Source organism: Streptomyces macrosporus, assembly GCF_039533145.1.
GTDB lineage: Bacteria > Actinomycetota > Actinomycetes > Streptomycetales > Streptomycetaceae > Streptomyces > Streptomyces macrosporus.
Genome location: NZ_BAAASZ010000026.1, coordinates 202,515 through 226,129 on the forward strand (window position 1 = coordinate 202,515; position 23,615 = coordinate 226,129).

Consider the following 23,615-nt stretch of genomic DNA (forward strand, 5'->3'; position numbering starts at 1 on the left):
ATGAAGATCTACCAACCCATGCTCTTCGTGGGGCTGGGCGGCACCGGCGCCCGCATCGGCGTCGAACTCGAGCGCGGCCTGCGCCGGGAACTGTGCGGCCCGGACGGCACCGCGCTGGTCAACGGGGGCAAGCGGGCGCCGTTCCAGCTCCCGGACTGCCTCCAGTTCGTGTACGCGGACTTCAGCGAGTCCGAACTGGACCGGCTGCCCCACCTGAGCGCGCGGGGCCCCGAGGCGGGGGCCTACGCCCGCACCTCGCGCGCCGTCCACAACCTGCTGCCCACGTACGACAGTTCGCCCGAGGTGACCCGCATGTTGCGGATCGCCCTGCACGACGAGGTCGCCGACTGGCTGCCGCCGCGGCTGGACGAGCCCCGCGTCTCCCCGCTGCACACCGGGGCCGGACAGCTCCCCACGGTGGGCCGGGCCTCGCTCTTCGCGACCATGCGCAGCGGCCCCGACCAGGTGCTCGGCCCGCTGCGCGCCGCGATCGACGCGCTCAGCAAGTCCGCGGGCGACATCCGGGAGCTGGGCGGCCGGCAGATCCGGGGCTACGACGTGTTCGTGGCCTTCTCCGTCGCGGGCGGCACCGGGGCGGGCATCTTCTACGACTTCCTGCACCTCATCGGGCACGCCTTCAACGAGGTGAACCTGACCGGCGTCAAGATCTACCCGCTGGTCGTGATGCCGTCCGCGTTCCCGCCGGAGGCGGGCGGCGGACGCGAGGCCGAACTCAACGCCTCCCGCGCCCTGGTGGACCTCTCCCGGCTGGTCGACGACCAGAACGCGACGGACGCGGCGGCCGACATCGGCGACGTGGAGATGGAGCAGCGCGGCTCGCTGGGGGTGAAGTACCCGCACCTGACCCCGGTGCGGCTGCGCACCTCGACCGTCCAGACCGCGTTCCTGTTCAGCCGTACCGCGGGCATGCGCCCCGACGACCTGCGGCGCTCCATCACCGCGATGGTGATGTCCCTGATCGGCACGGAGCTCGGCGACGAGAACGGCCGGGGACGCGCGGACGACGAGTACCAGTCCTTCGCGGCGAGCTTCGTCAACCGGGGAACGAGCAGGTCGGCCCCGTCCGCCACCGGCATCGGCCTCCAGGGCATGTCCACCAGCCTGGCCGCCTCGCTGACGGTGCCGGTGGACGAGCTGGCGGAGATCGTCGCCTCCCGGATGCTCGCCGCCGCGGTGCGCGGGCTGGCGGACCAGGCGCGCAAGGGCGGGGAGCTGCACCGGACCCTGGTGGCGGACGCCTTCCGGGAGTCGGGCGTGGAGGAGGTGTGGCGGCGCGACGCCCTCCCCGTCCAGCCGCCCGATCCGCTGCCCAGGGGAGGCAAGGAGATCACCCAGGCGCTGCGCGACCGGCTCGGCGACATGGAGGACCAACTCTCCCAGCTCGACCGGCAGTTGGACCGCAGGGCGGCGGAGCTCGCCGAGCGCTTCAACCCCCGCCGGGGCCTGTACGCGCTCCTGAAGGACCACGACCCGTTCCGGCTGGAGCGGGTGTTCGCCGGCAACCCCGGGGACGACGACCGGGTCGCGCGGGCCGGCTTCGTCGGCATGCTGGCCCAGCGCCGCAACGCCCCCGAGCCGCGCGACGGGGTCGAGACGACCCCGCCCCAGGTGCCGCGCATCGGCCGCCGGGTCGGCGGGATCGTGCCGGCGCGCTGGGGCGACCCCGACGTGGAGGCGGCGCTCCAGGAGCAGGACGAGTGGTACGGGTGGTCCGCGCACCGGCTGTGGCACCGGCAGTGGAAGGAGCAGGAGAGCCGCTGGCGCCCGGCCGCCGACCGGGTGCTGAAGGACCTCGGCGATCTGGTCCGGGCGTTCCGCGAGCACGAGGAGGAGGAGGCCGGGCACTTCAGCCGGCGCACCAAGGAGCTGTACCGGGAGGACCGGACCGGCGTCACCTACCTGCTCCCGCCGCAGAACACGCTGCGCGACTTCTACGACGACGTGATGGCCCGACTGCTCCAGCGCGAGGGCATGGAGGAGCACCAGGACGAGGCCGACCTGCTGGTCCGGCTCGTCGAGCCGCGCTCCTGGCAGAGCGCGCTGGAGGCGGTGTCCCGCTCCCCGCGCGCCGCGGTCAAGGAGGTCAAGCAGGTCCTGGAGGAGCACATCAAGCGCCTGTTCGTGGAGACGGGCGCGAACCAGGAGCGGCCCCTGCTGCCGTCGCTGGCCGTGCTGCTCGCCGCCGCGGCGGGCGACGAGGAGGCCCTCGCCTCGGTCGACGAGCGCTGGCTGGAGCAGTTCCGCTCGCAGCTCGCCGGGATGCTGCCGGACGGCTTCACCCCCGACGGCACCGGGAAGCTGAAGATCCTCATCGTCCACCCCCAGACCCGGCTGGGCAGGAGCGTCAGCGCCACCCTGGCGCAGGAGCTGAAGCTGCCGCGGGACGACAACAGCCTCCCGCCCGAGTTCCGCGGGGTGCCCACCGAGTCGATCACCGTGGTGCTGTTCCGCAGCGAGATGAGCCTCACCGAGATCTCCGAGGTCCGTCAGGTGCTGCGGCTGTGGGGCCAGGCCCGGGAGCGGGAGGGCCGCGAGGACTACCTCGCCTGGCGCCAGCGCCTCGGCTACCGCGACGTGTGGCTGGCCAGCACGGAGAGCGACCGGCAGCGCATCCTCCAGCGGATGCTGTGCGCGATGTGGAACGGACGGGTGGAGGTGGTCGGCGATCCGCTCTCGCCCGACCGCGTCCGCTTCCGGCTGAGGGACGGCGACTCGGCGACGATGACCCTGGCCCTGGAGGCGTACGACCGGTCCGTCTCCAGTTGGTCGGACCTGTTGCGCGCCTACGAGCGCTGGGCGCTGCTGGACGCGGGCTCCGCCACCAAGGACTTCTGCCGGGAGCTGATGGACTCCCTGCCCGAGGGGCTGACCACCTCGCCGCGCGAACCGCACGCGCTGTTCCGGACGTTCGTGGAGCGGATCGCCCCGCGGGAGACCGAGCGGCTGGAGAAGCTCTCCGAGGAGCTGGACGAGGACGCGCGGGAGTGGATCGAACCGCTGCTGCGCTTCTGGACCACCACGGTGACGGGCGCCTTGGACCTGCGCTTCCCCCGGGGGCTGCGGGCCAACCGCCCGACCCTGCGGGCCCTCGCCCAGGCGGTGACCGACGGCGACGGGCGCCGGGAGGAGCCGGACGGCGACCGGAGCGCCCCGGTCCCGGAGGCGCGCCGGCACCGGGACGAGTACCGGGACGAGCGGAGCCGCCGGTACGGGGACGAGCGGGGTCCGGACGGTCCGGCCGGGAGCGCGTGGGAGCGCCGGGTCAACGGACGCCCGGCACCGCGGCCGGCCCACCGGTACGGCGACGAGCGGTACGACGGTGAGCGGTACGACGGTGAGCCCGCCTCCGTCCGGGAGCCGTCCCGCCCGGCCCCGAGAGGGCCGGAGCGGACCGCCTTCGACGACCCCTGGGACGAGGAGGACCACCGGTGAGCACCCCCACCCCGACGGCCCCGGTCGTCCGACTGGACCTGACACAGGCCCCGTCGCGGCTCGCGGACCCCGCCGAACTGCGGCGCGTCGTGGGCGAGGCGCTCGGCGAGGCCGCCACCGCCGCCACCGAGCGGTTCCTGGTGCTGGACACCGCCGAGGGACTGGTCCACAACCAGCGGATCTACGAACAGGTCCTCGCCTACGGCTCCGGGCACGCGCTGTGCGTGGTGACCGGGGCCCCGCCCGCCGGTCCCGACGACGGGGACGCGCCCGACGGCCCCGCCCCCTGGATCCTCGACAAGCCCTCGTCCCTGCGCCCGCCCACCGTCGGCGTGCTGTGGGTGCCGGACCCGTACGGCGGGGCGGGTCCGGCACCGGACCGGTCCGGCGCGGCGCTGCGCCCGCTCCTCGACCTGCTCGCCGCCCCCGCCCTCTTCGACGCGGTGCTGGCCGCGGTCGCCGTCCTGCCCAAGGGCGTGGCCATCCCCGCCCTGCGGGTCCTGGAGCACGACCTGTCGGACGCGGCCCGCGCCCGGGCGTGGCAGCAGGCGCTCACCGCCCTCGTGGGCGAGGAGACCCCCGGCGCCGCGGTGCCCGTCGTGGGCGCCGACACCGACGGCGTGCCCGCGGTGCTGGAACCCCTCGTCGGCGGACCGCTGCCCAAGAGCGTGGAGAACGCCCCGTGGTGCCGCCCCGACGGCGAGGTGGACCGCAACGCGCGGGCCTGCGACACGGCGCTGCGCGAGGCGGAGGAGGAGTACGAGCGGGTGCGCGGCGCCGCCGGCCTCCTGGGCGGGCCGGGCCGGACCGTCCGCCTGCGCGACGCCCTGGACGAGGTCGCCCGGTGCCTGGCGGACCACCGCGACACGGTGCGCCACGCCCTGGTGGAGGGCGACGCGGTCGGACTCCCCCCGGAGCAGCGCGGCAAGCTGTACGAGCGCGGCATCGACGTGCCCCCGATCCCGGACCTGTCGCGCGCGGACATCGTGCCGGGACTGCGCCTGTTCGCGGGCGTCCTGTTCCGGCGGCGGCTGCCGCTGCGCTCGGTGGCCGACCGGCTGGGCGCGCTGTCGGACCGGGCCACCCCCACCGGCAGCTCCGCCCGGCTCGGGCAGTTGGACCAGGAGTGCCCGCCGGACCTGATCGGACGGCTGGCCGAGCCGCGGCCCTTCCTGGTGCGCCGGGTGCGCCGCCGGGAGCTCGCCGCCCTCGGCGCCGCCGCGGCGGCCGTCGCCCTGTGGCCCGGGATCGGCCGGCTCCTCGGCCTGCTCGTCGCCGCCGCGGCGGCGGCCCTGGCCCTGCTGGCGGCGGCACGGAACCCCGAGGGGAGGCGGGGCTCGGAGAGCAGGCCGGGCGCCTGGCCGCGGCTGGCCGCCGGGGTGCTGGGCACGGCGGCGGGAGCGACCGCGGGCACCGCCCTGGGCGTCCCGATCGCGGTCGGAGTGGCGGCCCTTCCCCTGGCGGCGGCCGTGCCGGTGCTGTTCGCCGTACGCCGCTGGACGGAGGCGGTGGACGACTGGTGGGAGGCCACCGGGGCGCCGGCGGCGCGCGGCGCCCAACTCGGCCTCGAACGGCTCCTGGAGGAGGCGGCCGTCCACGACTGGCTGCTCGCCGATGTGCGGCTGTACTGCGCGAACGGCGCCCGGGCCGCCGCCGGGATGCTCCGGAGCGTGACGGACGCGGTGGAGGAACACCGCGCCGAGCACGCGGCCGGCGGCCCCGGCCGCCCGGCCGCTCCGGGCATCCCGCGCCAGGCCGCCGAGGAGAACCGCCCGGAGCGGCGGCGGGGCGGCCGGGACGACCGGGACGAGTGGGGCGACTGGGACGACTGGAACCCGCGGGACTCGCAGGACGAGTGGGACGACTGGGGTGACTGGGACGATCCCCCGGCCCCCGGGGCGGACCCGCCCGCGCCCGGCTCCCCGGGCACGAGCGCCCCGTCCGGCGAGGAGCCCGAGGACGCCCCTCCGCGGTGGCTGGAGCGGGAGGTGATGGACGGCGGCCCGGAGCTGGTCGCCACCCTCGCCGGCGACCTCTTCGACGGCGTGGCACGCCTCCTCGCCCCTTGGTGGGGCGCGTTCGAACGCGACCCCGACAAGGCCGCCGCCCTCCCCCTCCACCGGGAGGTGCGGCACCTGCTGGACGGCGAGATCGCCCGCCTGGCCGAGGAGGGCGTCACCGCCCCGCCCCCGTTCGCACGCGACCTCGGGGCACGTCCCGACCCGGCGATGCTGCTGGGCATCGCGCCGGAGCGGGTGGCCGGGACGCTGGCCGCCGAGGAGACGGGCCCGGGCCTCGTGGCGCTGTGCGCCCGGGAGCACCGGCGGCTGCTCTCGCGGGAACGGCGGGCCGGCCGCCGGGTGCGGTTCGCCCCCGAGAGCGTGCGCCGCGCGGCGCACCCGGCCGTCGCGTCGCCGGAGCTCCGGGAGCCCTGGGACGACGGGGAGGACATCGTGTGGACCCCCGTCGGCCGGTACGCGGGCGTCCTCAGGCTGCTGCCCCTGCGGCTCGGCTCCGTGCGGACGGTCCGGCCCCGGGACGGAGCCGATCCGCCCACGGCGCCCGGGACGGGCGGAGAACGGACGGAGAGGGGGGAACGGCGTGGAGGAGCGGATGCGGTGGCCCACCACCGGGGTGACGACTGAGCGGCCGGACGGGGCGGACGCGCCGGGAGGCGGCCCGGACGCCCACGGGGAACTGGCCTTCTTCACGGACGACGGCGCGCACCAGCGGCTGACCGTCTCCCACCGGGAGGAGGTGCCCGCACCGGACCGCGAACCCCTGCGGGCCGGAAGGCTGGTCCTGGGCACCGGCTGGAAGGTGGTCCAGTACCGGCTGCCGCGCGAGGCCCGGGACGACCACCGGGCACGCGACCGGCTGGAGCGGGAGGTCGGCGCCGGACTGGCCGTCAGCCGCGCGTACCGGGGGGCGCCGTACGCGCGGCTGTTCCCCCGGCTCGCCGGCTACCACCTGGACACGGAGGAGCCGTTCGTGTTCTACCGCTCCTCGCGCGGCACCCCCCTGGCCGGGCTGGCGGGCCGCGTGGACGTGCGGGACCAGCGGACCATCATGGGCGACCTCGTCCTCGCCGTCCGGCTCCTGGAGGCCGTCGGGATCGTCCACCGGGGCATCACCCCCCACGGCGTGCTGTGGGACGGGGAGCGGGTGCGCCTGCCCGAGCCGTACACGGCCACGCGCGCCGGCCTGCCCCGGGAGCCGCTGGGCGCCGCCCCCTGGGCCGGCCCCGAACAGCGCGAGGGCCGGGGCGAGGCCGATCCCAGGGACGACCTGTGGAGCGTGGCCCAGGTGATGTACCACCTGCTCACCGGCCGTCCCGGAAGCGCGTCCGGGCCCCATCGCGACCTGGCGGGACGTCCCGCGCTGGCCGTGCTGGCCGATGCGTTCGCCCCCCGCGCGGCGGACCGGCCCCGGCCCGCCGAGGTGCTGCGGATGCTCAACCGCCCCGACCCGCTGGAGGAACGGCCGTTGCCCCCCGACCCGCTGGAGGCGGACCGCAGGGCGTTCGACGACGAACTCGCCCGCAAGCGCCGGGCCCTGGGCCTGGCGCCAGCCGCCGACGGCGACGGGTACGGCAACGGGTACGGCAACAGGGACGGCGGCGGGTACGGCGGGGGAGACGCGGACGACGACGGCTTCGGCCCGCGCGTCCGGCGCGGGTGGTTCGGCGGCAGGGGAAGGCGGCGATGAGCGTTCCCACCGGCGACACCGGCACGCGCCGGGTGATGTGCCCCTACTGCCTCGACCCCCTCGCCTTCGACCCGGACCGGCTCTACGCGCTCAACGAGCAACGGCGGTACGAGCCGGTGGACGTCTCCGGCGAGTACAACCCGATCCGCCGGCAGGACCTGCTGCGCACGATGTACCAGAAGTGCGTCGGCACGGCGGACATGAAGGAGCACTACGTCCCCGTCCCCTACCTCACCCACGGCGAGCCGCTGACCGTGGCCCTGGTCGGCGGCTCGGCGGCCGGCAAGACCCACCTGCTCGCCGCGATGATCGGGGAGGTCGAGCGCGGGGCGCTCGGCCGTCACGGCCTGCGGGCCGCCCCCCTCAACGCCGAACTCCACCGCAGGTTCGTCGACGAGCGGGTGCGGCGGCTGCGGGAGGGGACGATGCTGGACCACACCGAGCAGGTCCACATCGACGACTTCGCCCGGTTCACCGACGGCCTGCTGATCGGCGGCGGCCGGGAGACCCGTCCGGTGGTGTTCTTCGACCTGTCCGGCGAGGACCTGGAGCGGTCCGACCGGGTCACCCGGTTCCTGGCCGGGGTGAGCGCGTTCGTGTTCGTCGTCGATCCGCTGCGCGCCCTGCGCCTGCCCTACCTGGACCCGGTGCGGGAGAGGAACGAGCAGCGCGAGACCGACCTGGGGGACCGGGCGTTCGGCGCCGTGCTCGACCGGATCCCCCGCGCCGGCGCCTACCTGGACACCCCGGCCGCGATCGTGATCGGCAAGAGCGACCTGGTCCGCTTCGAACCGCCCGTCGACCGCTGGCTCGGCGAACACGAGGACGCCACGCCCACGCCGCGGACCCTGCGCGAAGAGAGCCGCGACGCCTACGCCTTCCTGCGCCACCACGCCGGGCCGGCGTGGTTGAAGCCCTTCGCCGAGTGCGCGCGGTGCACCCTGCACTTCGTGACGGCCACCGGAGGCGAGCGGCAGGGCGACGGCTTCCCCCAGGGCGTCAGACCGCGCCGGGCCCTGACCCCGCTGCTGTCGATCCTCGCCATGTGCGGGCTGCTGCCCGGAATCGACCCGTGGGAGGTGGGGCTGTGAGGACGACCGACGGAACGGCCGGCGCGACGGTGCACCAGGTCGTCTACCGCTGGGGCGGGCGCAACGCCCTGGGCAGCGCGGGCATCGGCCCGGCCGCCTGGTCCGGCGAACGCGACCGGCTGGAGGCGATCCACCGCTATGTGGCCCCGTCCCTGCGCGTACCCGGCGAGGCGGCCCGGGAGAGCATCGCCCGCCTGGTCCTCCCCAAGGAGCTGGAGCCCGCCGGGAAGGTGCTGCTCATCCGCCGGACACCGGTCACCGACCCGAGCGGGCGGCCCAGCACCTGCTGCCACGCCCTGTTCGGCTCCGGGCGGGTCCTCACCCCGGACCTGTGCCTGCGGCTGTACCCCTGGCGGTGGCCGGGGGGCGACGCGTTCCCCTGGGAGGCGGAGGGCGAGGCGCTCGCCCCCGTCCCCGTCGCGGCCCTGGGCCGGGCGGCGCACGGGGTGGGCGAGAGGCTCGGCGAGGCGGTGGAGGAGTTCCGGGGGGAGCTGACGGCGCTGGTCGCCGAGGCGCTGCGCCGGCCCGACCACCGGCTCTCCCTCCTGGACCGCACCGGCGGCCGGGCCCCGCTGCCGCTGCTGTGGGGGGCCGTGCGCATCCTCCAGGGACTGCTGCGGGGCCAGTGGTCCTTCGCCACCCACGACACCCGGGACTCCGGGCCGTTCCGGTTCGTGTTCGTCCCGGAGTGGCCCGAGTCCGCCGCCGACGACGGACTGCTCCACCGCGTGGACCTCGCCCGGTCCCACCGCCACGACCAGGCCCACACGGCCGCGGAGGAGCTGGTCGCGCACCACCTGCGGATCCGCCGCGACGAGGAGGCGGTGCGGCACACCACCCACCGGTTGCGGGAGTACGTGGGCCCGCTGGACCGGCACCGCCTGGGCGACCAGCTCTTCGAGGTGCAGCAGACGCTGGCCCTGCTGCGGCGCGGCGGCCCGTCCCGCCCGGGGACGCCGGCGCCGCGCGCGTCCGCCGCGACGGAGCCCCCGAGGGAGAGGGAGCCGCGGACCGCGCCCCCCGACCCGGCACGGGCCCCGTACGGCGGGCCGGGGCACGACGCGGACCGCGTCCGCCCCGGTGCCGGCACCGGGGTCGCTCCCGGGGACCGGGAGCGGCGCGCCGGCGACGACGCGCCGCTGCGCCGACTGGAGGCCGGGGCCCAGGGCGAGGACGCCGTCGCCGCCCTCCGCGAACTGGTCAACGGCGACCTCCTGCGGAGCGGGGCGGAGCGGGAGGAGGTGTGCCGGACGGTGCTCTCCGCCGACCTCTACGTGGACCGGCTGCGGCCGGCGCGGGTGGGGGAGGCGGTCGAGGTCTACCGGACGCTGGTGCGTCCCTGCGTCGGGGACGAGCGGCTGGCGGCACAGTTGGCGCGGACGCTGCCGAGGCTGTGGAGCCGGCACGGGGAGGCCGGCCGCGAGGTGGTGCGCCGCCTCGTCGACGACCCGAGCCCCACGGGCTTCGGCGAGCAGGGGTGGAAGGCGCTGTTCCGGGAGACGGCGCGGTACGGGAGCGTCCCCGCCGCCGCGTCCCCGTCTCCCGCCGCATCCTCTCTCGCTGCCTCTTCTCCCACGCCCTCTTCCTCCGCGCCCCCCGCGCCCCGGTCCCCGGACCGTCCCGTGGTGACCGGTCGGCCGCCCGCGACCGCGGCGCCCCGTCCGGCGCCCACCCCGCCCCCCGAGCCGCGGGGCCACGGTCTGCGGAGCCACGAGCCGCGGGGACACGCCGCGCGGAGCCACGAGCCGTCGAGCCACGCCCCCCGGGACCACGTCCCCGACCACGCCCCGCGGAGCCACGCGCCGCGGGACCAGGGCCCGCCCGTGGCGGAACCGGACGGACGCGGGAGCCGCGGGGACCCGGCGGACCGCGCCCGGCCGCCCGGACCGCGACGGCGGTGGTGGAGGAGGGCCCCCCGGCCCCCCGTCTCCGACGTCGTCGACGCGCCGGAGCCGTCGCGGCACGCCGGACAGGTGTGGGTGATCCTCCTGCTGTCGGTGCTCGTCGTCGCGGTGGTGCTCATCATCGTCCTGGCGGCGTCCTGACGACGCGCCGACGGCACCCGTGCCGGTGCGCGCGACCGCCGCGCGCACCGGCACGGGCCGCGGGCGCGCGGCGGGGGCGTCCGGTGGTCACGGGTGTATCGGGCGGCGGGGCGGTGAGGATGGTGGCATGGGATTCCACGTCGATTCCGAAACCGGGCGGCTGCGTCGCGTCATCCTCCACCGCCCCGATCTGGAGCTGAAACGGCTCACCCCGTCCAACCGGGACGACCTGCTCTTCGACGACGTGCTCTGGGTGCGGCGGGCACGCCAGGAGCACGACGGGTTCGCCGACGTGCTGCGCGACCGAGGCGTGGAGGTCCACCTCTTCGGCGACCTGCTGGCGGAGACCCTGGAGGTTCCCGCCGCCCGCGCGTTCGTCCTGGACCGCACCTTCCACGAGAAGGAGTACGGGCCGCTGGCCGCCGACCACCTGCGCGCCGTCTTCGACGAGATGTCCGGGAGCGAGCTGGCCGAGGCGCTGGTGGGCGGCATGACCAAGCGGGAGTACCTGGCGCGGTACCAGGAACCGGTCTCCGTCCGCTTCCACGTGATGGACCTGGACGACTTCCTGGTGGCGCCCCTGCCCAACCACCTGTTCACCCGCGACACCTCCGCCTGGGTGTACGACGGGGTGGCCGTCAACGCCATGCGCTGGCCCGCCCGCCAGCGCGAGACCGTCCACTTCGAGGCCATCTACCGCCACCATCCCCTCTTCACCTCCCCGGAGCACGGCTTCCACGTCTGGTCCGAGGGGCAGGGCGCCTACCCCTCCACCATCGAGGGCGGGGACGTCCTGGTGCTGGGCAACGGCGCGGTGCTCATCGGGATGAGCGAGCGCACCACCCCGCAGGCGGTGGAGACGCTCGCCCGCGGCCTGTTCGCGGCGGGTTCGGCCCGGACGATCGTGGCGCTGGACATGCCCAAGAGCCGTGCCTTCATGCACCTGGACACCGTGATGACGATGGTCGACGGCGACACCTTCACCCAGTACGCGGGCCTGGGGATGCTGCGCTCCTACACCATCGAGCCGGGCGCGGCGGAGACGGAGCTGAAGGTCACCGACCACCCGCCCGAGCACATGCACCGCGCCATCGCCGCCGCCCTCGGCCTGGACGACATCCGGGTCCTCACCGCCACCCAGGACGTGCACGCCGCCGAGCGGGAGCAGTGGGACGACGGCTGCAACGTGCTGGCCGTCGAGCCGGGCGTCGTCATCGCCTACGAGCGCAACGTCACCACCAACACCCATCTGCGCAAGCACGGGATCGAGGTCATCACCGTCCCCGGCAGCGAGCTGGGCCGGGGCCGGGGCGGGCCGCGCTGCATGAGCTGTCCGGTCGAGCGGGACGCGGCGTGACGGGACGGCGTGACGGGACGCGACACGGTGGACACGGCACAGTAGGACGGGCGCGGCAGGACGCGGCGCGGCGGAGCGTCGGCGGATCGCACGGCACCCCGCCTGCATAGTGATGCGATTCTTCGTATAGACTTCCGTTTCTCTCGTCGTACCCGACAGTCCCTAGGAGCCCCCATGGCGATCGATCTCACGGGCCGCCACTTCCTCAAGGAGCTGGACTTCACCCCCGAGGAGTTCCGCCGGCTGGTCGACCTGGCCGCCGAGCTGAAGGCGGCCCGCCGGGCGGGCACCGAGGAGCAGCGGCTGCGCGGGAGGAGCATCGCGCTGATCTTCGAGAAGACCTCCACCCGCACCCGCTGCGCCTTCGAGGTCGCCGCCGCCCAGCAGGGCGCCCACACCACCTACCTCGACCCGTCCGGCTCCCAGATCGGCCACAAGGAGTCGGTCGGGGACACCGCACGGGTGCTGGGGCGGATGTACGACGCCATCGAGTACCGCGGCAGCGGCCAGGAGATCGTCGAGGAACTGGCCGCCCACGCCGGGGTCCCCGTCTACAACGGGCTCACCGACCAGTGGCACCCCACCCAGATGCTCGCCGACGTGCTCACCATGACCGAGCACAGCGACAAGCCCCTGACCGGGATCGCCTACGCCTACCTCGGCGACGCCCGCAACAACATGGGCAACTCCTACCTCGTCACCGGCGCCCTGCTCGGCATGGACGTGCGCATCGCCGCGCCCAGGAGCCTGTGGCCCGAGGAGGGCGTGATCGCCGCGGCCCGCTCCCTGGCCGAGCGCACCGGCGCCCGCGTCACCCTCACCGAGAAGGTCGAGGAGGGCGTCCTCGGCGCGGACTTCGTCGCCACCGACGTGTGGGTGTCGATGGGGGAGCCCGAGGAGGTGTGGGAGGAGCGCATCGAACTGCTGCGCCCGTACGCCGTCACCATGGACGTCCTGCGCGCCACCGGCAACCCGGACGTGCGGTTCCTGCACTGCCTGCCCGCCTTCCACGACCTGGGCACGGCCGTCGGACGGGAGATCCACCGGCGGTACGGACTGGAGTCCCTGGAGGTGACGGACGAGGTGTTCGAGTCGGAGCACTCCGTCGTCTTCGACGAGGCCGAGAACCGCATGCACACCATCAAGGCCGTCCTGGTCGCCACCCTCGCGGGGGCCTGAGCCCCCGCGCCGGTGGATCGCACACCGCGCCGCGCGGTGCCGTCCGGAGGGGAGTCGGCACCGCGCGGCGCGGGTCCGGTCCGGTGCGGCCGGCCGCGCGGCCCCGAAGGTCACCGCCGGTCACTGCCGGCCACCTCCGGTCACCGCCGCACCGGCAGTTCCACCAGGCCGGCGAGTTCCGCGTCGGTCGCCGGCCGGAGCGTGGACAGGACGTGCCGGGCCGCGGGCAGCCCGGCGGAGGCGTCCCGCACCGTCACGGTGTGCACCAACCCGTCACGGCGCAGCCGCAGCTCCCACCACTCGTGGTCGCCCTCGTACACCACCAGCAGACGGCCCCCGCCGTCGTCCTCGCAGCGGATCGTCTCGCCGTAGGGGACGGGGCAGCCGCGCCGGTCGGTGCGCCGGGTGTCGTGGCCGACGCGCTCCACGGACAGGTGCAGCCCGGCCGAGCCGGGCCGCACGTACGCGGCGCCGAAGCCGTCCTCGCTCGCGCCCACGCCGCCCAGCACGTGGCCGGGCGGCGGGTCGCCCACGCGCAGCAGGGCGCGGTCCACCCCGTTGGCGGCGATCCACTCGTCGAGGGTGGGCGTCCGGCCGGCGTCCCAGGCGACGTACCACCAGCCGGCCGCGAGGAGGACCGCGGCCCCCAGGGCGGCCGTCCGGACCCGGGGTCCCGGCAGGAACAGCGCGGCGGCGAGCGCGTGGCAGGCGCCGCCGAACGGGAAGAGCAGGTCGTCGATCTCCGGGCCGCCGCCCCGAGGGCGCATCGCCAGGGCCACCGCCACGGCCCCGACGGTGCAGACCGTGCCGAGCGCGTGCACACCCGCCGCCCACCGCCACGGCCCGCGCCGGCGCCGAACGAGCGGCACGAACGGCCGGAAGGCCGCCCCGACCGCCGCGAGCAGGGCCGTTCCCACCACCGCCACGACGGCGAGGGCGGCGAGGGCGACGCCGACGACCCCACCGGTCGTCCGACCGTCGGAATCGGTGGCGAAGACCGCGACGAGGACCGCCTCGACCTGGACGACGGTGAGGAGGCAGCCCGCGACGAAGACCGATGCCAGGCGGGCGGACACCGACCGCCACGTTCCGTTCTCCGGGACTCCCACGACCATGCCCTGTGATCACGCGGCGACGGCGCGTGCGGTTCCCGCTCGTCCGGAACCGCTTCCGGCGGGAGCGATGAGTTCGGCGTCCCCGAGGAGTCTGCACGACGTGAAGGGCGCGTCGACGCGCCGACCGCGGACGACCACGGACGACGGAAACGAGGACGACGGACCATGAGCGACAGCGCATCCGGCCTGGCGATCGAGACATCGGGGCTGGTCAAGGTGTTCGGGGAGACCCGCGCGGTGGACGGTGTCGACCTCGCCGTGCCCGCGGGCACGGTCTACGGGGTCCTCGGTCCCAACGGCGCGGGGAAGACCACCACGGTCAAGATGCTGGCCACCCTGCTGCGCCCCGACGGCGGCGAGGCCCGGGTCTTCGGGCACGACGTGCTGCGCGAGGCCGACGCCGTGCGCGGCCGGGTCAGCCTGACCGGACAGTACGCGTCGGTGGACGAGGACCTGACCGGGACGGAGAACCTGGTCCTGCTGGGCAGGCTGCTGGGGCACCGCAAGCACGCCGCCCGGGAGCGGGCCGCGCAGCTGCTGGACGCCTTCGGACTGAGCGAGGCCGCCGACAAGCAGGTCAAGAACTACTCGGGCGGGATGCGGCGCCGCATCGACATCGCCGCCTCCATCCTCAACACCCCCGACCTGCTCTTCCTCGACGAGCCGACCACCGGCCTGGACCCGCGCAGCCGCAACCAGGTGTGGGACATCGTGCGGGCCGTGGTCGCCCAGGGCACCACGGTGCTGCTGACCACCCAGTACCTGGACGAGGCCGACCAGTTGGCGTCCCGCATCGCCGTCATCGACAAGGGCAGGGTCATCGCCGAGGGCACCAAGGGCGAGCTGAAGGCGTCGGTCGGCGCCGGCGCGGTGCACCTGCGGCTGCGGGACGCCGCCCGGCGGCCCGAGGCCGAGCGGCTGCTCGCCCGGGTGCTGGACGCGCAGGTCCAGCTCGACCCCGATCCGGTCGCCCTGACCGCCCGGGTCGGCACCGACGGCGACGGCCGGGGGGCGGCCGAGCAGGCGTCCCGGGCGCTGGCGGAACTGGCCCGGTCCGGCATCACCGTCGACACCTTCGCGCTGGGCCAGCCCAGTCTGGACGAGGTCTTCCTCGCCCTCACCGACCGCCCCGCCCCCCACACCACCGACAAGGAAACCGGCCGGGAAACCGGCAGGGAAACCGGCAAGGAAGAGGTCTCCGCATGACGACCACCACGGCCCGTGAACCACAGACCGGAGAGGTGGCCCCCGTCGCCACCGAGACCCTGACCGACCTGTTGGTGGCCCGGCGGCGACCGCCCCGGCCCAGCGCGTGGTCCGCGTCGTTCACCTTCGGCTGGAGGGCGGTGCTGAAGATCAAGCACGTGCCCGAGCAGCTCTTCGACGTCACCGCCTTCCCGATCATGATGGTGCTGATGTACACCTACCTCTTCGGAGGGGCGCTGGCCGGATCGACCACGCAGTACCTGCAGTTCCTGCTCCCCGGCATCCTGGTGATGAACGTCGTGATGATCACGATGTACACCGGGGTCGCGGTCAACACCGACATCGACAAGGGCGTCTTCGACCGGTTCCGCACCCTGCCGATCTGGCGGCCGTCGGCGATGGTCGGCTACCTGCTCGGCGACATGCTGCGCTACGCCATCGCCTCGGCCGTGATGCTCACCCTCGGCCTGATCCTGGGCTTCCGGCCGGAGGGCGGGGTCGCCGGGGTGCTCACCGGGGTGGCCCTGCTGATCGTCTTCGCGTTCGCCTTCTCGTGGATCTGGACGATGTTCGGCCTGATGCTGCGCACCGAGAAGTCGGTGATGGGCGTCAGCATGATGGTGATCTTCCCGATGACGTTCCTCAGCAACATCTTCGTGGATCCCTCCACCATGCCCGGCTGGCTCCAGGCGTTCGTCAACAACAGTCCCGTGACCCATCTGGCCTCGGCGGTGCGGGGGCTGATGGCGGGCGAGTGGCCCGCGGACGAGATCGCCTGGTCGCTGGGGTGGAGCGGGGTGCTGCTCGCCGTCTTCGGGCCGATCACCATGCGGTTGTACAACCGCAAGTGACGTCCGGCGGGCGGCGGTCCGGGTCGCCCGGTGCCCTCACGGGTGCCGGGCGGTCCCGCGTCCGGTGCCTCGGTCCGCGTCCGTCCGGAGGTCGTCCGTCCAGAAGTCGGCCAGGGCGCGGGCCGCGCCGTAGCCGGGCGGTTCCGGCGCCTCGGCGGTCGGGTCGGCGATCGAGACGGCCGACTCCACGGCGCGCCCGAGGGCGGCGCGGAACAGCAGCGACCCCAGGCTGATCCGCGCCACGCCCAGCTCGGCCAGGCGCTCGCAGGTGTGCCGCCCGGGGGAGAAGAGGACGTTCAGCGGTACGTCCAGCTCGCCCGTCAGCGCCCGGATGCCGTCCTCGTCGACGAGGGCGGGCACGAAGACGCCGTCCGCCCCGGCCTCCCGGTACACGCGCGCCCGGCGCAGCGCGGCGTCCACGGTGGGCTCGGCGGCGAGCCAGTGGGTGTCGGTGCGGGCGTTGACGAACAGCGCGGGCGCGGCCTCCTTGACGGCCGCGATCTTCGCCGCGTGCCGGGCCGGATCGGCGAGGCGTCCGTCGGGCAGCCCGTCCTCCAGGTTGATCCCGGCCACCCCCGCGTCGGCCAACTCCCTCGCCAGTGCCGCCACGTCGGCGGGCTCCTCGCCGAACCCGCCCTCGACGTCGACGCTGACGGGCACCGGGAGGCGGGCCAGCCGCCGGCCGAGCGCCAGGGTCTCCTCCCGCGCGGCGCCCGTGGCGTCGGGCAGTCCCGCGGCGGCGGCCACCCCCAGGCTGGTGGTCCCCAGGGCCGGGAAGCCGTGCGCGACCAGGGCGGCGGCCGAGGCGTGGTCCCAGGCGCAGGGCAGCAGCAGCGGCCGCTCCCCGTGGTGCAGCGCGCGGAAGACGGCGGACGCGGACGTGCTCATCGGATGTGACTCCCCTCTGGACTTCCCCCTCGTACGGTGCCGGCCCCGGCGGGGCTCACCCCAGGGCGGAGGTGTCCGGCTCCACGGCGAACGGCTCGGGGAGCCGGACGGGCGTGCCGAACGGATGTGGTCCTTCCACCCGGGTGTGGCCGAGTTCCCCGGGTTCGGCGAACAGCGTGCAGGCGCGCTCCCGCCGGTCGACCAGCAGGTACAGCGGCGCGCCGTACTCCGCGTGGCGACGGCGTTTGGCCGTGCGGTCGGTGTCGGCGGTCGACTCCGAGGTGACCTCGACCACCAGCAGCGTCTGGTCCGGGAGGGGCGCACCCGCTCCCTTGGCCAGGTCGCGGGGGACGACGGCCAGATCCGGTACGTACCAGTTGCTGCCGCCCGGCAGGTCCGGATTCCCCGATCCCGCCACACAGCCGAGCCGTCGTACGGCCGGACCGATCTGCTCGCGGATCGCGTCCGCCGCGGCCTCGTGGTCCCAACTCGGTGACACCGGCTCGATGACCCCCTCCACGAATCTGCACCCGGTCCCCCCGGATGTGCTGGTTCGCGTACTTCAGCGCTGTTTCCGGGTCGGCGGCTGCGTACGAGTGCGGCTGGGCGCTCATCGGTCCTCCACGGACGGGACAGGTGCAGCATGACGACACATCCGGGTCCACCGCGATCCGGGGCGACCCGCCGCCCGCCGTCTCCGGTGTCGCCCGTACGGAGGACGGTCCGGGTCGCGGCCCTCACACCGGGCTCCCCGCGGACTCGCCGGCGAGGTCGGCGTCCGTGAGGCCCAGCAGGTCGCGCAGCGCGTGCCGGCCCCCGTCGGTCACGCGCAACGCCCGCCGGGTGCCGATCCGTTCGCACCAGCCGGCGTCCAGGGCGTGGCGGCACAGCGCGGCACCGGCCACCCCGGCCAGGTGGGGGCGGCGTTCGGTCCAGTCCAGGCAGGCGCGGACCAGGGGGCGGCGGCCGCGCGGGCGGGCCGTGAGGTCGATGCCGAGCCCGGCGAACCACCGCAGCCCGGCCTCGGTCACCGCGAACCCGGTGTCCTGCTGGAGCAGCCCCCGCTCCAGCAGGGCGTCGGTGACGGCCACCCCCAGCCGTCCGGCCAGGTGGTCGTAGCAGGTGCGGGCCCGTGCCATCGCCGTGCCCGCGGAAGCGCCGCGCAGCGAACGCGCGGCGGGCGGCGGACCGGCGTGGGCGGCCAACTCCTCCACCAGACGCGCGGACGAGGGATCGGCCAGCCGTACGTAGCGGTGCCGTCCCTGCCGCTCCTCGGCCAGCAGGCCCCCGGCCACCAGCCTGTCCAGGTGCCCACTGGCCGTGGCGGGCGCGACCCCCGCCAGGCGGGCCAGCTCACCGGCCGTCCACGCCCGTCCGTCCAGCAGCGCCAGGCAGAACGTCGCCCGGGTCTCGTCGGAGAGCAGTCCGGCCAGCCGGGCGAGCCGCGAACCCGCGTGCTCGGGGCGGCGCGTGCGGTGGGTGCGGTCGGAGGAGTCCATGGCTCCCAATCATGCGGCCGGGTCGTTTGGGCGAGCACCGAAACGAGCACCGAAACGACCCGTCCGCGAGGCCGGGCACCCCACCGGGGCGGTCGCCCACCGCTCCTCGGGGACCGAACCGGAACCCTCCACGCCAAAGGGACGGATCACCTTAGCCCTGCCTCAGCTCTTCCCGAACGCATCCGGAAGATCGCTCACCGCGCCGGTCGGGCGGATTGCGTTCCCCTCCCGGACGTCGCCGGCAGCGCGAGCCGGCAACGAGAGAACGGAGCGAATCTGTGCAGGTGAAGCAGGGACGGGGCCGACGGGCACGCAGGCGGCCGATGCTGCTGAAGGCGGCCCTCGGAGCCGCCGTCGTGTCCGTGGCCGCCGGCACGATGGTCGCGCTGCAGCCCGAGGCGGACGCCATTCCCGCGCCGTCGCTCCTCAGCGCGGTCGAGGCGAAGGCCCTCGCGCACCGGCTGGAATCGAAGCTCGGCGACGCGGCGGCCGGGGCCTACTACGACCCCGCCACGAAGAAACTGGTCGTCAACGTCGTCAACGTCGTGGACGCCGGCGACGTGACGACGGTCCGGAAGGCGGGGGCCGTGGCGAAGGAGGTCGAGAGCACCTCCGAGGAACTCGCCAGGGCCAAGTCCTCGCTGGACCGCACCACGCGCACGCCGGGCACCTCCTGGGCCGTCGACCCCCGCACCAACAAGGTGCTGGTCACGGCGGACTCCACCGTGACCGGAGCCGAGTGGCGCGCCCTGAAGAAGAGGGTCGGGGCGCTGGGCGGGAAGGCGCGAATAGAGCGAATGGACGGCGTGTTCGAGCCCTTCGTCGCGGGCGGGGACGCCATCACGTCCGGGGGCGCCCGCTGCTCGGCCGGGTTCAACGCCCGCAAGGGCGACGAGTTCTTCGTCGTCACCGCCGGGCACTGCACCCGGAAGGGCGCGACCTGGAGCACCGGGGGCTCCTCGCGCCAACAGGTCGGAAAGGCCGTGGAGAGCAGCTTCCCCGGTGACGACTACGCGGTGATCAGGTACGAGAACCCCCGGGTTCCCCACCCGGCCGCCGTGAACCTCCACAACGGCGGCACGCAGGAGATCAAGAGCGCCGGGCAGGCGTTCGTCGGCCGGCGGGTCCAGCGCAGCGGCAGCACGACGGGGCTGCACGGCGGCACCGTGACCGGCCTGACCGCCACGGTGAACTACCCGCAGGGAAGGGTCCACGGCCTCATCCGCACGAACGTGTGCGCCCAGCCCGGCGACAGCGGCGGAGCCCTCTTCGCGGGCAGCGTCGCCCTCGGCCTCACCTCGGGCGGCAACGGCGACTGCCGCGGCGGCGGCACCACCTTCTTCCAACCCGTCACCGAGGTCCTGGACCGGTTCGGCCTGACGGTCGACCTCGGCTCGCAGGAGCCGCCGGCGGACGGCGCCGGGACCCCGGAGCCGCCCGCGTCGGAGAAGCCCGCCGAACCGGAGCCGGGCACCGACGAGACGGCCGCGCGGAAGGTGCTCCACCTGGTCAACGCGGAGCGGGAGAAGGCCGGTTGCCGTCCGCTGACGGCGGACGAGAAGCTCACCCGCGCCGCGCGGTCGTACGCCGAGGTCATGGCCGACCACGGCGTGCTGTCCCACACGGGCCCCGACGGCTCCACCCTGTCCTCGCGGGTGACGGACGCCGGGTACGCCTGGTCCGCGCCGGGGGAGAACATCGCCCGGGGGCAGAGGACCCCGGAGCAGGTGATGGACGGGTGGACGAACGGCTCGGGGCACCGCGCGAACATCCTCGACTGCGCCTACCAGGACATCGGCATCGGGGTGAGCGAGAAGCCGAACGGCCCCTGGTGGGTGCAGAACTTCGGCAAGCGGCGCCGAGCCGCGGGCCGTGGGACGGCGGCGACACGGAGGCGACACGGAGGCGACACGGAGGCGACACGGAGGCGACACGGAGGGGAGGCGACCGGAACAGACGAGAACGGACGGAACGGACGGGAAGAGGCGGAGGCCCGGCTCGTGCGAGCCGGGCCTCCGCCGTCCGCGGGGCCGCCGGCCGGGCGCGAGGGCGGAGAGGCGAGTTCGGGACGCTCGCCGAGAGCGCCGGCGCGCCGATTCTCCGGGCACGTTCCACGGTCCGCGCACGGCCTTTCGCGACCCGACGGGTCGCTAGACTCTGCACTTCACCCGATGCCCTCGCAGACCATCGGGGGCGCGCCGCGTTCGGCCGTGTTCTTGGAGGACCGTTCCCCGTGTTGACTATGCAAGGTGCCCTGCTGGCTCTGAACGAGTACTGGACCCAGCAGGGTTGCCTGGTCGCCCAGCCGATGAACACCGAGGTCGGCGCCGGCACGCTCAATCCCTCCACGTTCCTGCGCGTCCAGGGGCCGGAGCCGTGGCGCGTGGCCTACGTCGAGCCGAGCGTCCGTCCGGACGACTCCCGGTACGGCAAGAACCCCAACCGCCTCCAGACCCACACCCAGTACCAGGTCGTCCTCAAGCCGGAACCGGGCAACGCGCAGGAGCTGTTCCTGGGCAGCCTGAGGGCCCTGGGCATCGACATCGCGGCGCACGACGTCCGCTTCGTGGAGGACAACTGGGCCTCGCCGGCGCTCGGGGCCTGGGGCCTGGGGTGGGAGGTGTGGCTCGACGGACTGGAGATCACCCAGTTCACGTACTTCCAGCAGGCCGGCGGCATCTCCCTCGACCCCGTCTCGGTGGAGATCACCTACGGCATGGAGCGCATCCTGATGGCGCTCCAGGGCGTCGGCCACTTCAAGGACCTCCTCTACGCCCCGGGCATCACCTACGGCGAGGCCTTCGGACAGGCCGAGTACGAGATGAGCCGCTACTACCTCGACGACGCCGACATCGAGACGCAGCGCACGCTGTTCGAGGCGTACGCGACCGAGGCCCGGAAGATGATCGACGCCGGGCTCCCGGTGCCGGCCTACTCGTACGTCCTCAAGTGCTCGCACACGTTCAACGTGTTGGACGCGCGCGGTGCCGTCTCCACCACCGAGCGGGCCCGTTCCTTCGCGCGGATGCGCCGTCTGGCGCACGAGGTCGCCGAGCTGTGGGCCGGGCGCCGGGAGGAGCTGGGCCACCCGCTGGGCACCGCGGCCCCGGACCGGCCCGAGGCTCCCCGGACCGTGGAGACGGAGCCGGTCGCCTCCGCCGACCTGGTCTTCGAGATCGGCACCGAGGAGTTGCCGCCCGCGGAGGTGACCCGCACCGCGGAGGCCGTGCGCAGGGCGCTCACCGAGAAACTGGCGGCGACGCGGCTCGGGCACGGCGAGATCGACGTCGTCGCCTCGCCGCGCCGCGTGGTGGCGACCGTGGCCGCCGTCGGTCCCCGGGAGGACGACCACGAGGAGACCGTGCGGGGGCCGCGCGTGTCCGCGGCCTTCGACGCGGAGGGGCGGCCCACCAAGGCCGCGGAGGGCTTCGCGCGCAGCCAGGGGGTGGACGTCGACGCCCTCGGCCGGGTCACCGTCGGCGGCAACGAGCACGTGGCGGTCGTCCGGCAGGTGAAGGGCCGTCCGGCGGTCGAGGTGCTCTCCGCGCTCCTGCCGGAGGTCGTCACCGAGCTGCGGGCCGAGAAGAACATGCGGTGGAACGCCCCCCGGCTCGCCTTCAGCCGTCCGATCCGGTGGCTCCTGGCGCTGCTGGGCGACGAGGTCGTCCCCGTGACCGTCTCCACCCTGGTGGCGGGCAGGACCACGCGCGTCCACCGCAACGCCGAACGTCCCGTGGTGGAGGTTCCCCACGCGAGCGGCTACCTGGACTTCCTGGCGGAGCACGGCATCCTGGCCGACGCCGACAGGCGGCGCGAACTGGTGCTGGAGGGCGCCGCCAGGCTCGCCGAGGAGGTCGGCGGCACCGTCGACACGGCCCGCCACGAGGGCGTCGTCGCGGAGATCACCAACCTCGTCGAGTGGCCGACGCCGATCCTGGGCTCCTTCGACGAGAAGTACCTCGAACTGCCCGCCGAGGTCCTGGTGACGGTGATGCGCAAGCACCAGCGCTACCTGCCGGTGCAGGACTCCGAGGGCAGGCCGATGCCGTACTTCGTGGCGGTGGCGAACGGCTCCTGCGACCACGACGTGGTGCGCCGGGGCAACGAGGCGGTGCTGCGCGCCCGTTACGAGGACGCCGCCTTCTTCTGGCGCGCCGACCTGGAGACGGACCCGGGCGCCATGAAGGACAAGCTCCGCCTGCTCACCTTCGAGGAGCGCCTGGGGTCGATGGCCGACCGCGCCGAGCGCATCGCCTCCATCGCCTCCCGGCTGGCCGATGCCGTGGGCCTCGACGGGGAGGAGCAGAGCACGCTGGAACGGGCCGCGTCCCTGGTCAAGTTCGACCTGGGCTCCCAGATGGTCACCGAACTGTCGAGCCTGGCGGGCGTCATGGCCGGGGAGTACGCCGCGCGGGCCGGCGAGGGCGAGGCGGTGGCCCGGGCCGTGTTCGAGACGGAACTGCCCCGGTCCGCCGGGGACGCCCTGCCGGAGACCGTGCCGGGCGTCCTGTTGGCCCTGGCGGACCGCTTCGACCTGCTGGCCGGCCTCTTCGCCGTCGGAGCCGAACCGACGGGCAGCTCCGACCCGTTCGGCCTGCGGCGCTCCGCGCTGGGCGTCGTCAACATCCTGCGGGCCCACCCGGAGATCGCCGGGCTCACCGTCTCGCGGGGCCTGGCGATCGCCGCCGAGCACCAGCCGGTGGAGGTCGGGGAGCAGGCGCTCGACAACGCGTCGCTGTTCGTCGGGCGCCGCTTCGAGCAGCTCCTGCTGGAGGCGGGCCACCCGGTGCACGACGTCCGGGCCGTGCTGCCGCTCGGCGACGCGCCGGTGCGGGCGGAGCGGCGGCTGGCCGAACTGGCCGGGCTCCGGGGCGACTCCCGGTTCGCCGACCTGCTGGCCGCGGTCCAGCGGGTCCGCCGCATCGTGCCGGCCGGGGTGGCGGCGGAGTACCGCCCCGACCTGTTCGAGAACCCCGCCGAGCACGCATTGGACGAGGCCCTGGTCAAGGCCCGCCGGCTGCACCGGGAGCAGCCGACGCTCGCGGGGTTCAGCGCCGGGTCCGCCGCGCTGGTCGGCGCGGTGAACAGGTTCTTCGACGAGGTGCTCGTCATGGCCGAGGACCCCCGGATCAGGGCGAACCGGCTCGGACTGCTGGCCTCCGTCAAGGGCCTGACCGACGGACTGCTGGACTGGGAGGCGCTCGGCTGACCGCCCCCGCGTCC

Annotated in this window: 14 protein-coding genes and 1 pseudogene; 11 read left to right on the forward strand and 4 right to left on the reverse strand. The window is 74.8% G+C overall.

From position 1 onward, the window contains the following. From ABD335_RS17950 to argF, 7 genes are all read left to right on the forward strand, one after another. Positions 1-3,453: a tubulin-like doman-containing protein gene (locus ABD335_RS17950; RefSeq protein ID WP_344324107.1), complete on the forward strand. Its 3,453-nt coding sequence runs from the start codon at positions 1-3 to the stop codon at positions 3,451-3,453. Continuing rightward, a complete protein-coding gene (locus ABD335_RS17955) occupies positions 3,450-6,098 on the forward strand; it encodes a hypothetical protein (protein WP_344324110.1) in 2,649 nt (882 codons plus the stop codon). The genes ABD335_RS17950 and ABD335_RS17955 overlap by 4 nt, the downstream gene beginning before the upstream one ends. Next, positions 6,067-7,161, forward strand: coding sequence for a protein kinase family protein (locus tag ABD335_RS17960; RefSeq protein ID WP_344324113.1), 1,095 nt, complete (start codon positions 6,067-6,069; stop codon positions 7,159-7,161). Before ABD335_RS17955 ends, ABD335_RS17960 begins: the two co-directional genes overlap by 32 nt. Next, positions 7,158-8,252, forward strand: coding sequence for a hypothetical protein (locus tag ABD335_RS17965; protein WP_344324116.1), 1,095 nt, complete (start codon positions 7,158-7,160; stop codon positions 8,250-8,252). The genes ABD335_RS17960 and ABD335_RS17965 overlap by 4 nt, the downstream gene beginning before the upstream one ends. Beyond that, the gene (locus ABD335_RS17970; RefSeq protein ID WP_344324119.1) at positions 8,249-10,297 is read left to right on the forward strand and encodes a hypothetical protein; all 2,049 of its coding nucleotides are present in this window, start codon (positions 8,249-8,251) and stop codon (positions 10,295-10,297) included. The genes ABD335_RS17965 and ABD335_RS17970 overlap by 4 nt, the downstream gene beginning before the upstream one ends. Before the next feature lie 127 nt (positions 10,298-10,424). Continuing rightward, complete coding sequence (locus ABD335_RS17975; protein ID WP_344324122.1) at positions 10,425-11,654, forward strand: arginine deiminase; 1,230 nt, start codon at positions 10,425-10,427, stop codon at positions 11,652-11,654. 174 nt (positions 11,655-11,828) lie between these two features. Next, on the forward strand, positions 11,829-12,833 hold the full coding sequence (gene argF, locus ABD335_RS17980; protein ID WP_344324125.1) for an ornithine carbamoyltransferase: 1,005 nt from the start codon (positions 11,829-11,831) through the stop codon (positions 12,831-12,833). A 140-nt stretch (positions 12,834-12,973) separates the two neighbouring features. On the opposite strand, the gene ABD335_RS17985 is transcribed toward argF, so the two are convergent. Further along, positions 12,974-13,909: a hypothetical protein gene (locus ABD335_RS17985; RefSeq protein ID WP_344324127.1), complete on the reverse strand. Its 936-nt coding sequence runs from the start codon at positions 13,907-13,909 to the stop codon at positions 12,974-12,976. A 204-nt stretch (positions 13,910-14,113) separates the two neighbouring features. Here ABD335_RS17985 and ABD335_RS17990 point away from each other — a divergent pair, with 204 nt between their 5' ends. Further along, entirely contained in the window at positions 14,114-15,154 is a 1,041-nt protein-coding gene (locus tag ABD335_RS17990; RefSeq protein ID WP_344324130.1) for an ATP-binding cassette domain-containing protein, read from the forward strand. Beyond that, the gene (locus tag ABD335_RS17995) at positions 15,151-16,005 is read left to right on the forward strand and encodes an ABC transporter permease (RefSeq protein WP_344324133.1); all 855 of its coding nucleotides are present in this window, start codon (positions 15,151-15,153) and stop codon (positions 16,003-16,005) included. The genes ABD335_RS17990 and ABD335_RS17995 overlap by 4 nt, the downstream gene beginning before the upstream one ends. Before the next feature lie 36 nt (positions 16,006-16,041). Here the strand turns inward: ABD335_RS17995 and ABD335_RS18000 are convergent, their stop codons facing one another. From ABD335_RS18000 to ABD335_RS18010, 3 genes and pseudogenes are all read right to left on the reverse strand, one after another. Further along, positions 16,042-16,893 (reverse strand): isocitrate lyase/PEP mutase family protein, encoded by an 852-nt coding sequence (locus tag ABD335_RS18000; protein WP_344324136.1) that lies wholly within the window; start codon positions 16,891-16,893, stop codon positions 16,042-16,044. Positions 16,894-16,948: 55 nt separating this feature from the next. Further along, positions 16,949-17,507: pseudogene (locus tag ABD335_RS18005) on the reverse strand (Uma2 family endonuclease). A 123-nt stretch (positions 17,508-17,630) separates the two neighbouring features. Further along, positions 17,631-18,392, reverse strand: coding sequence for an ArsR/SmtB family transcription factor (locus ABD335_RS18010; RefSeq protein WP_344324138.1), 762 nt, complete (start codon positions 18,390-18,392; stop codon positions 17,631-17,633). Between the two features lie 323 nt (positions 18,393-18,715). Here ABD335_RS18010 and ABD335_RS31030 point away from each other — a divergent pair, with 323 nt between their 5' ends. Both ABD335_RS31030 and ABD335_RS18020 read left to right on the forward strand, forming a co-directional pair. After that, positions 18,716-20,632, forward strand: a complete 1,917-nt coding sequence (locus ABD335_RS31030) for a CAP domain-containing protein (protein WP_344324141.1) — start codon at positions 18,716-18,718, stop codon at positions 20,630-20,632. A gap of 2 nt (positions 20,633-20,634) precedes the next feature. After that, positions 20,635-23,601, forward strand: a complete 2,967-nt coding sequence (locus ABD335_RS18020; RefSeq protein ID WP_344324717.1) for a glycine--tRNA ligase — start codon at positions 20,635-20,637, stop codon at positions 23,599-23,601. The last annotated feature ends 14 nt before the right edge of the window (positions 23,602-23,615 follow it).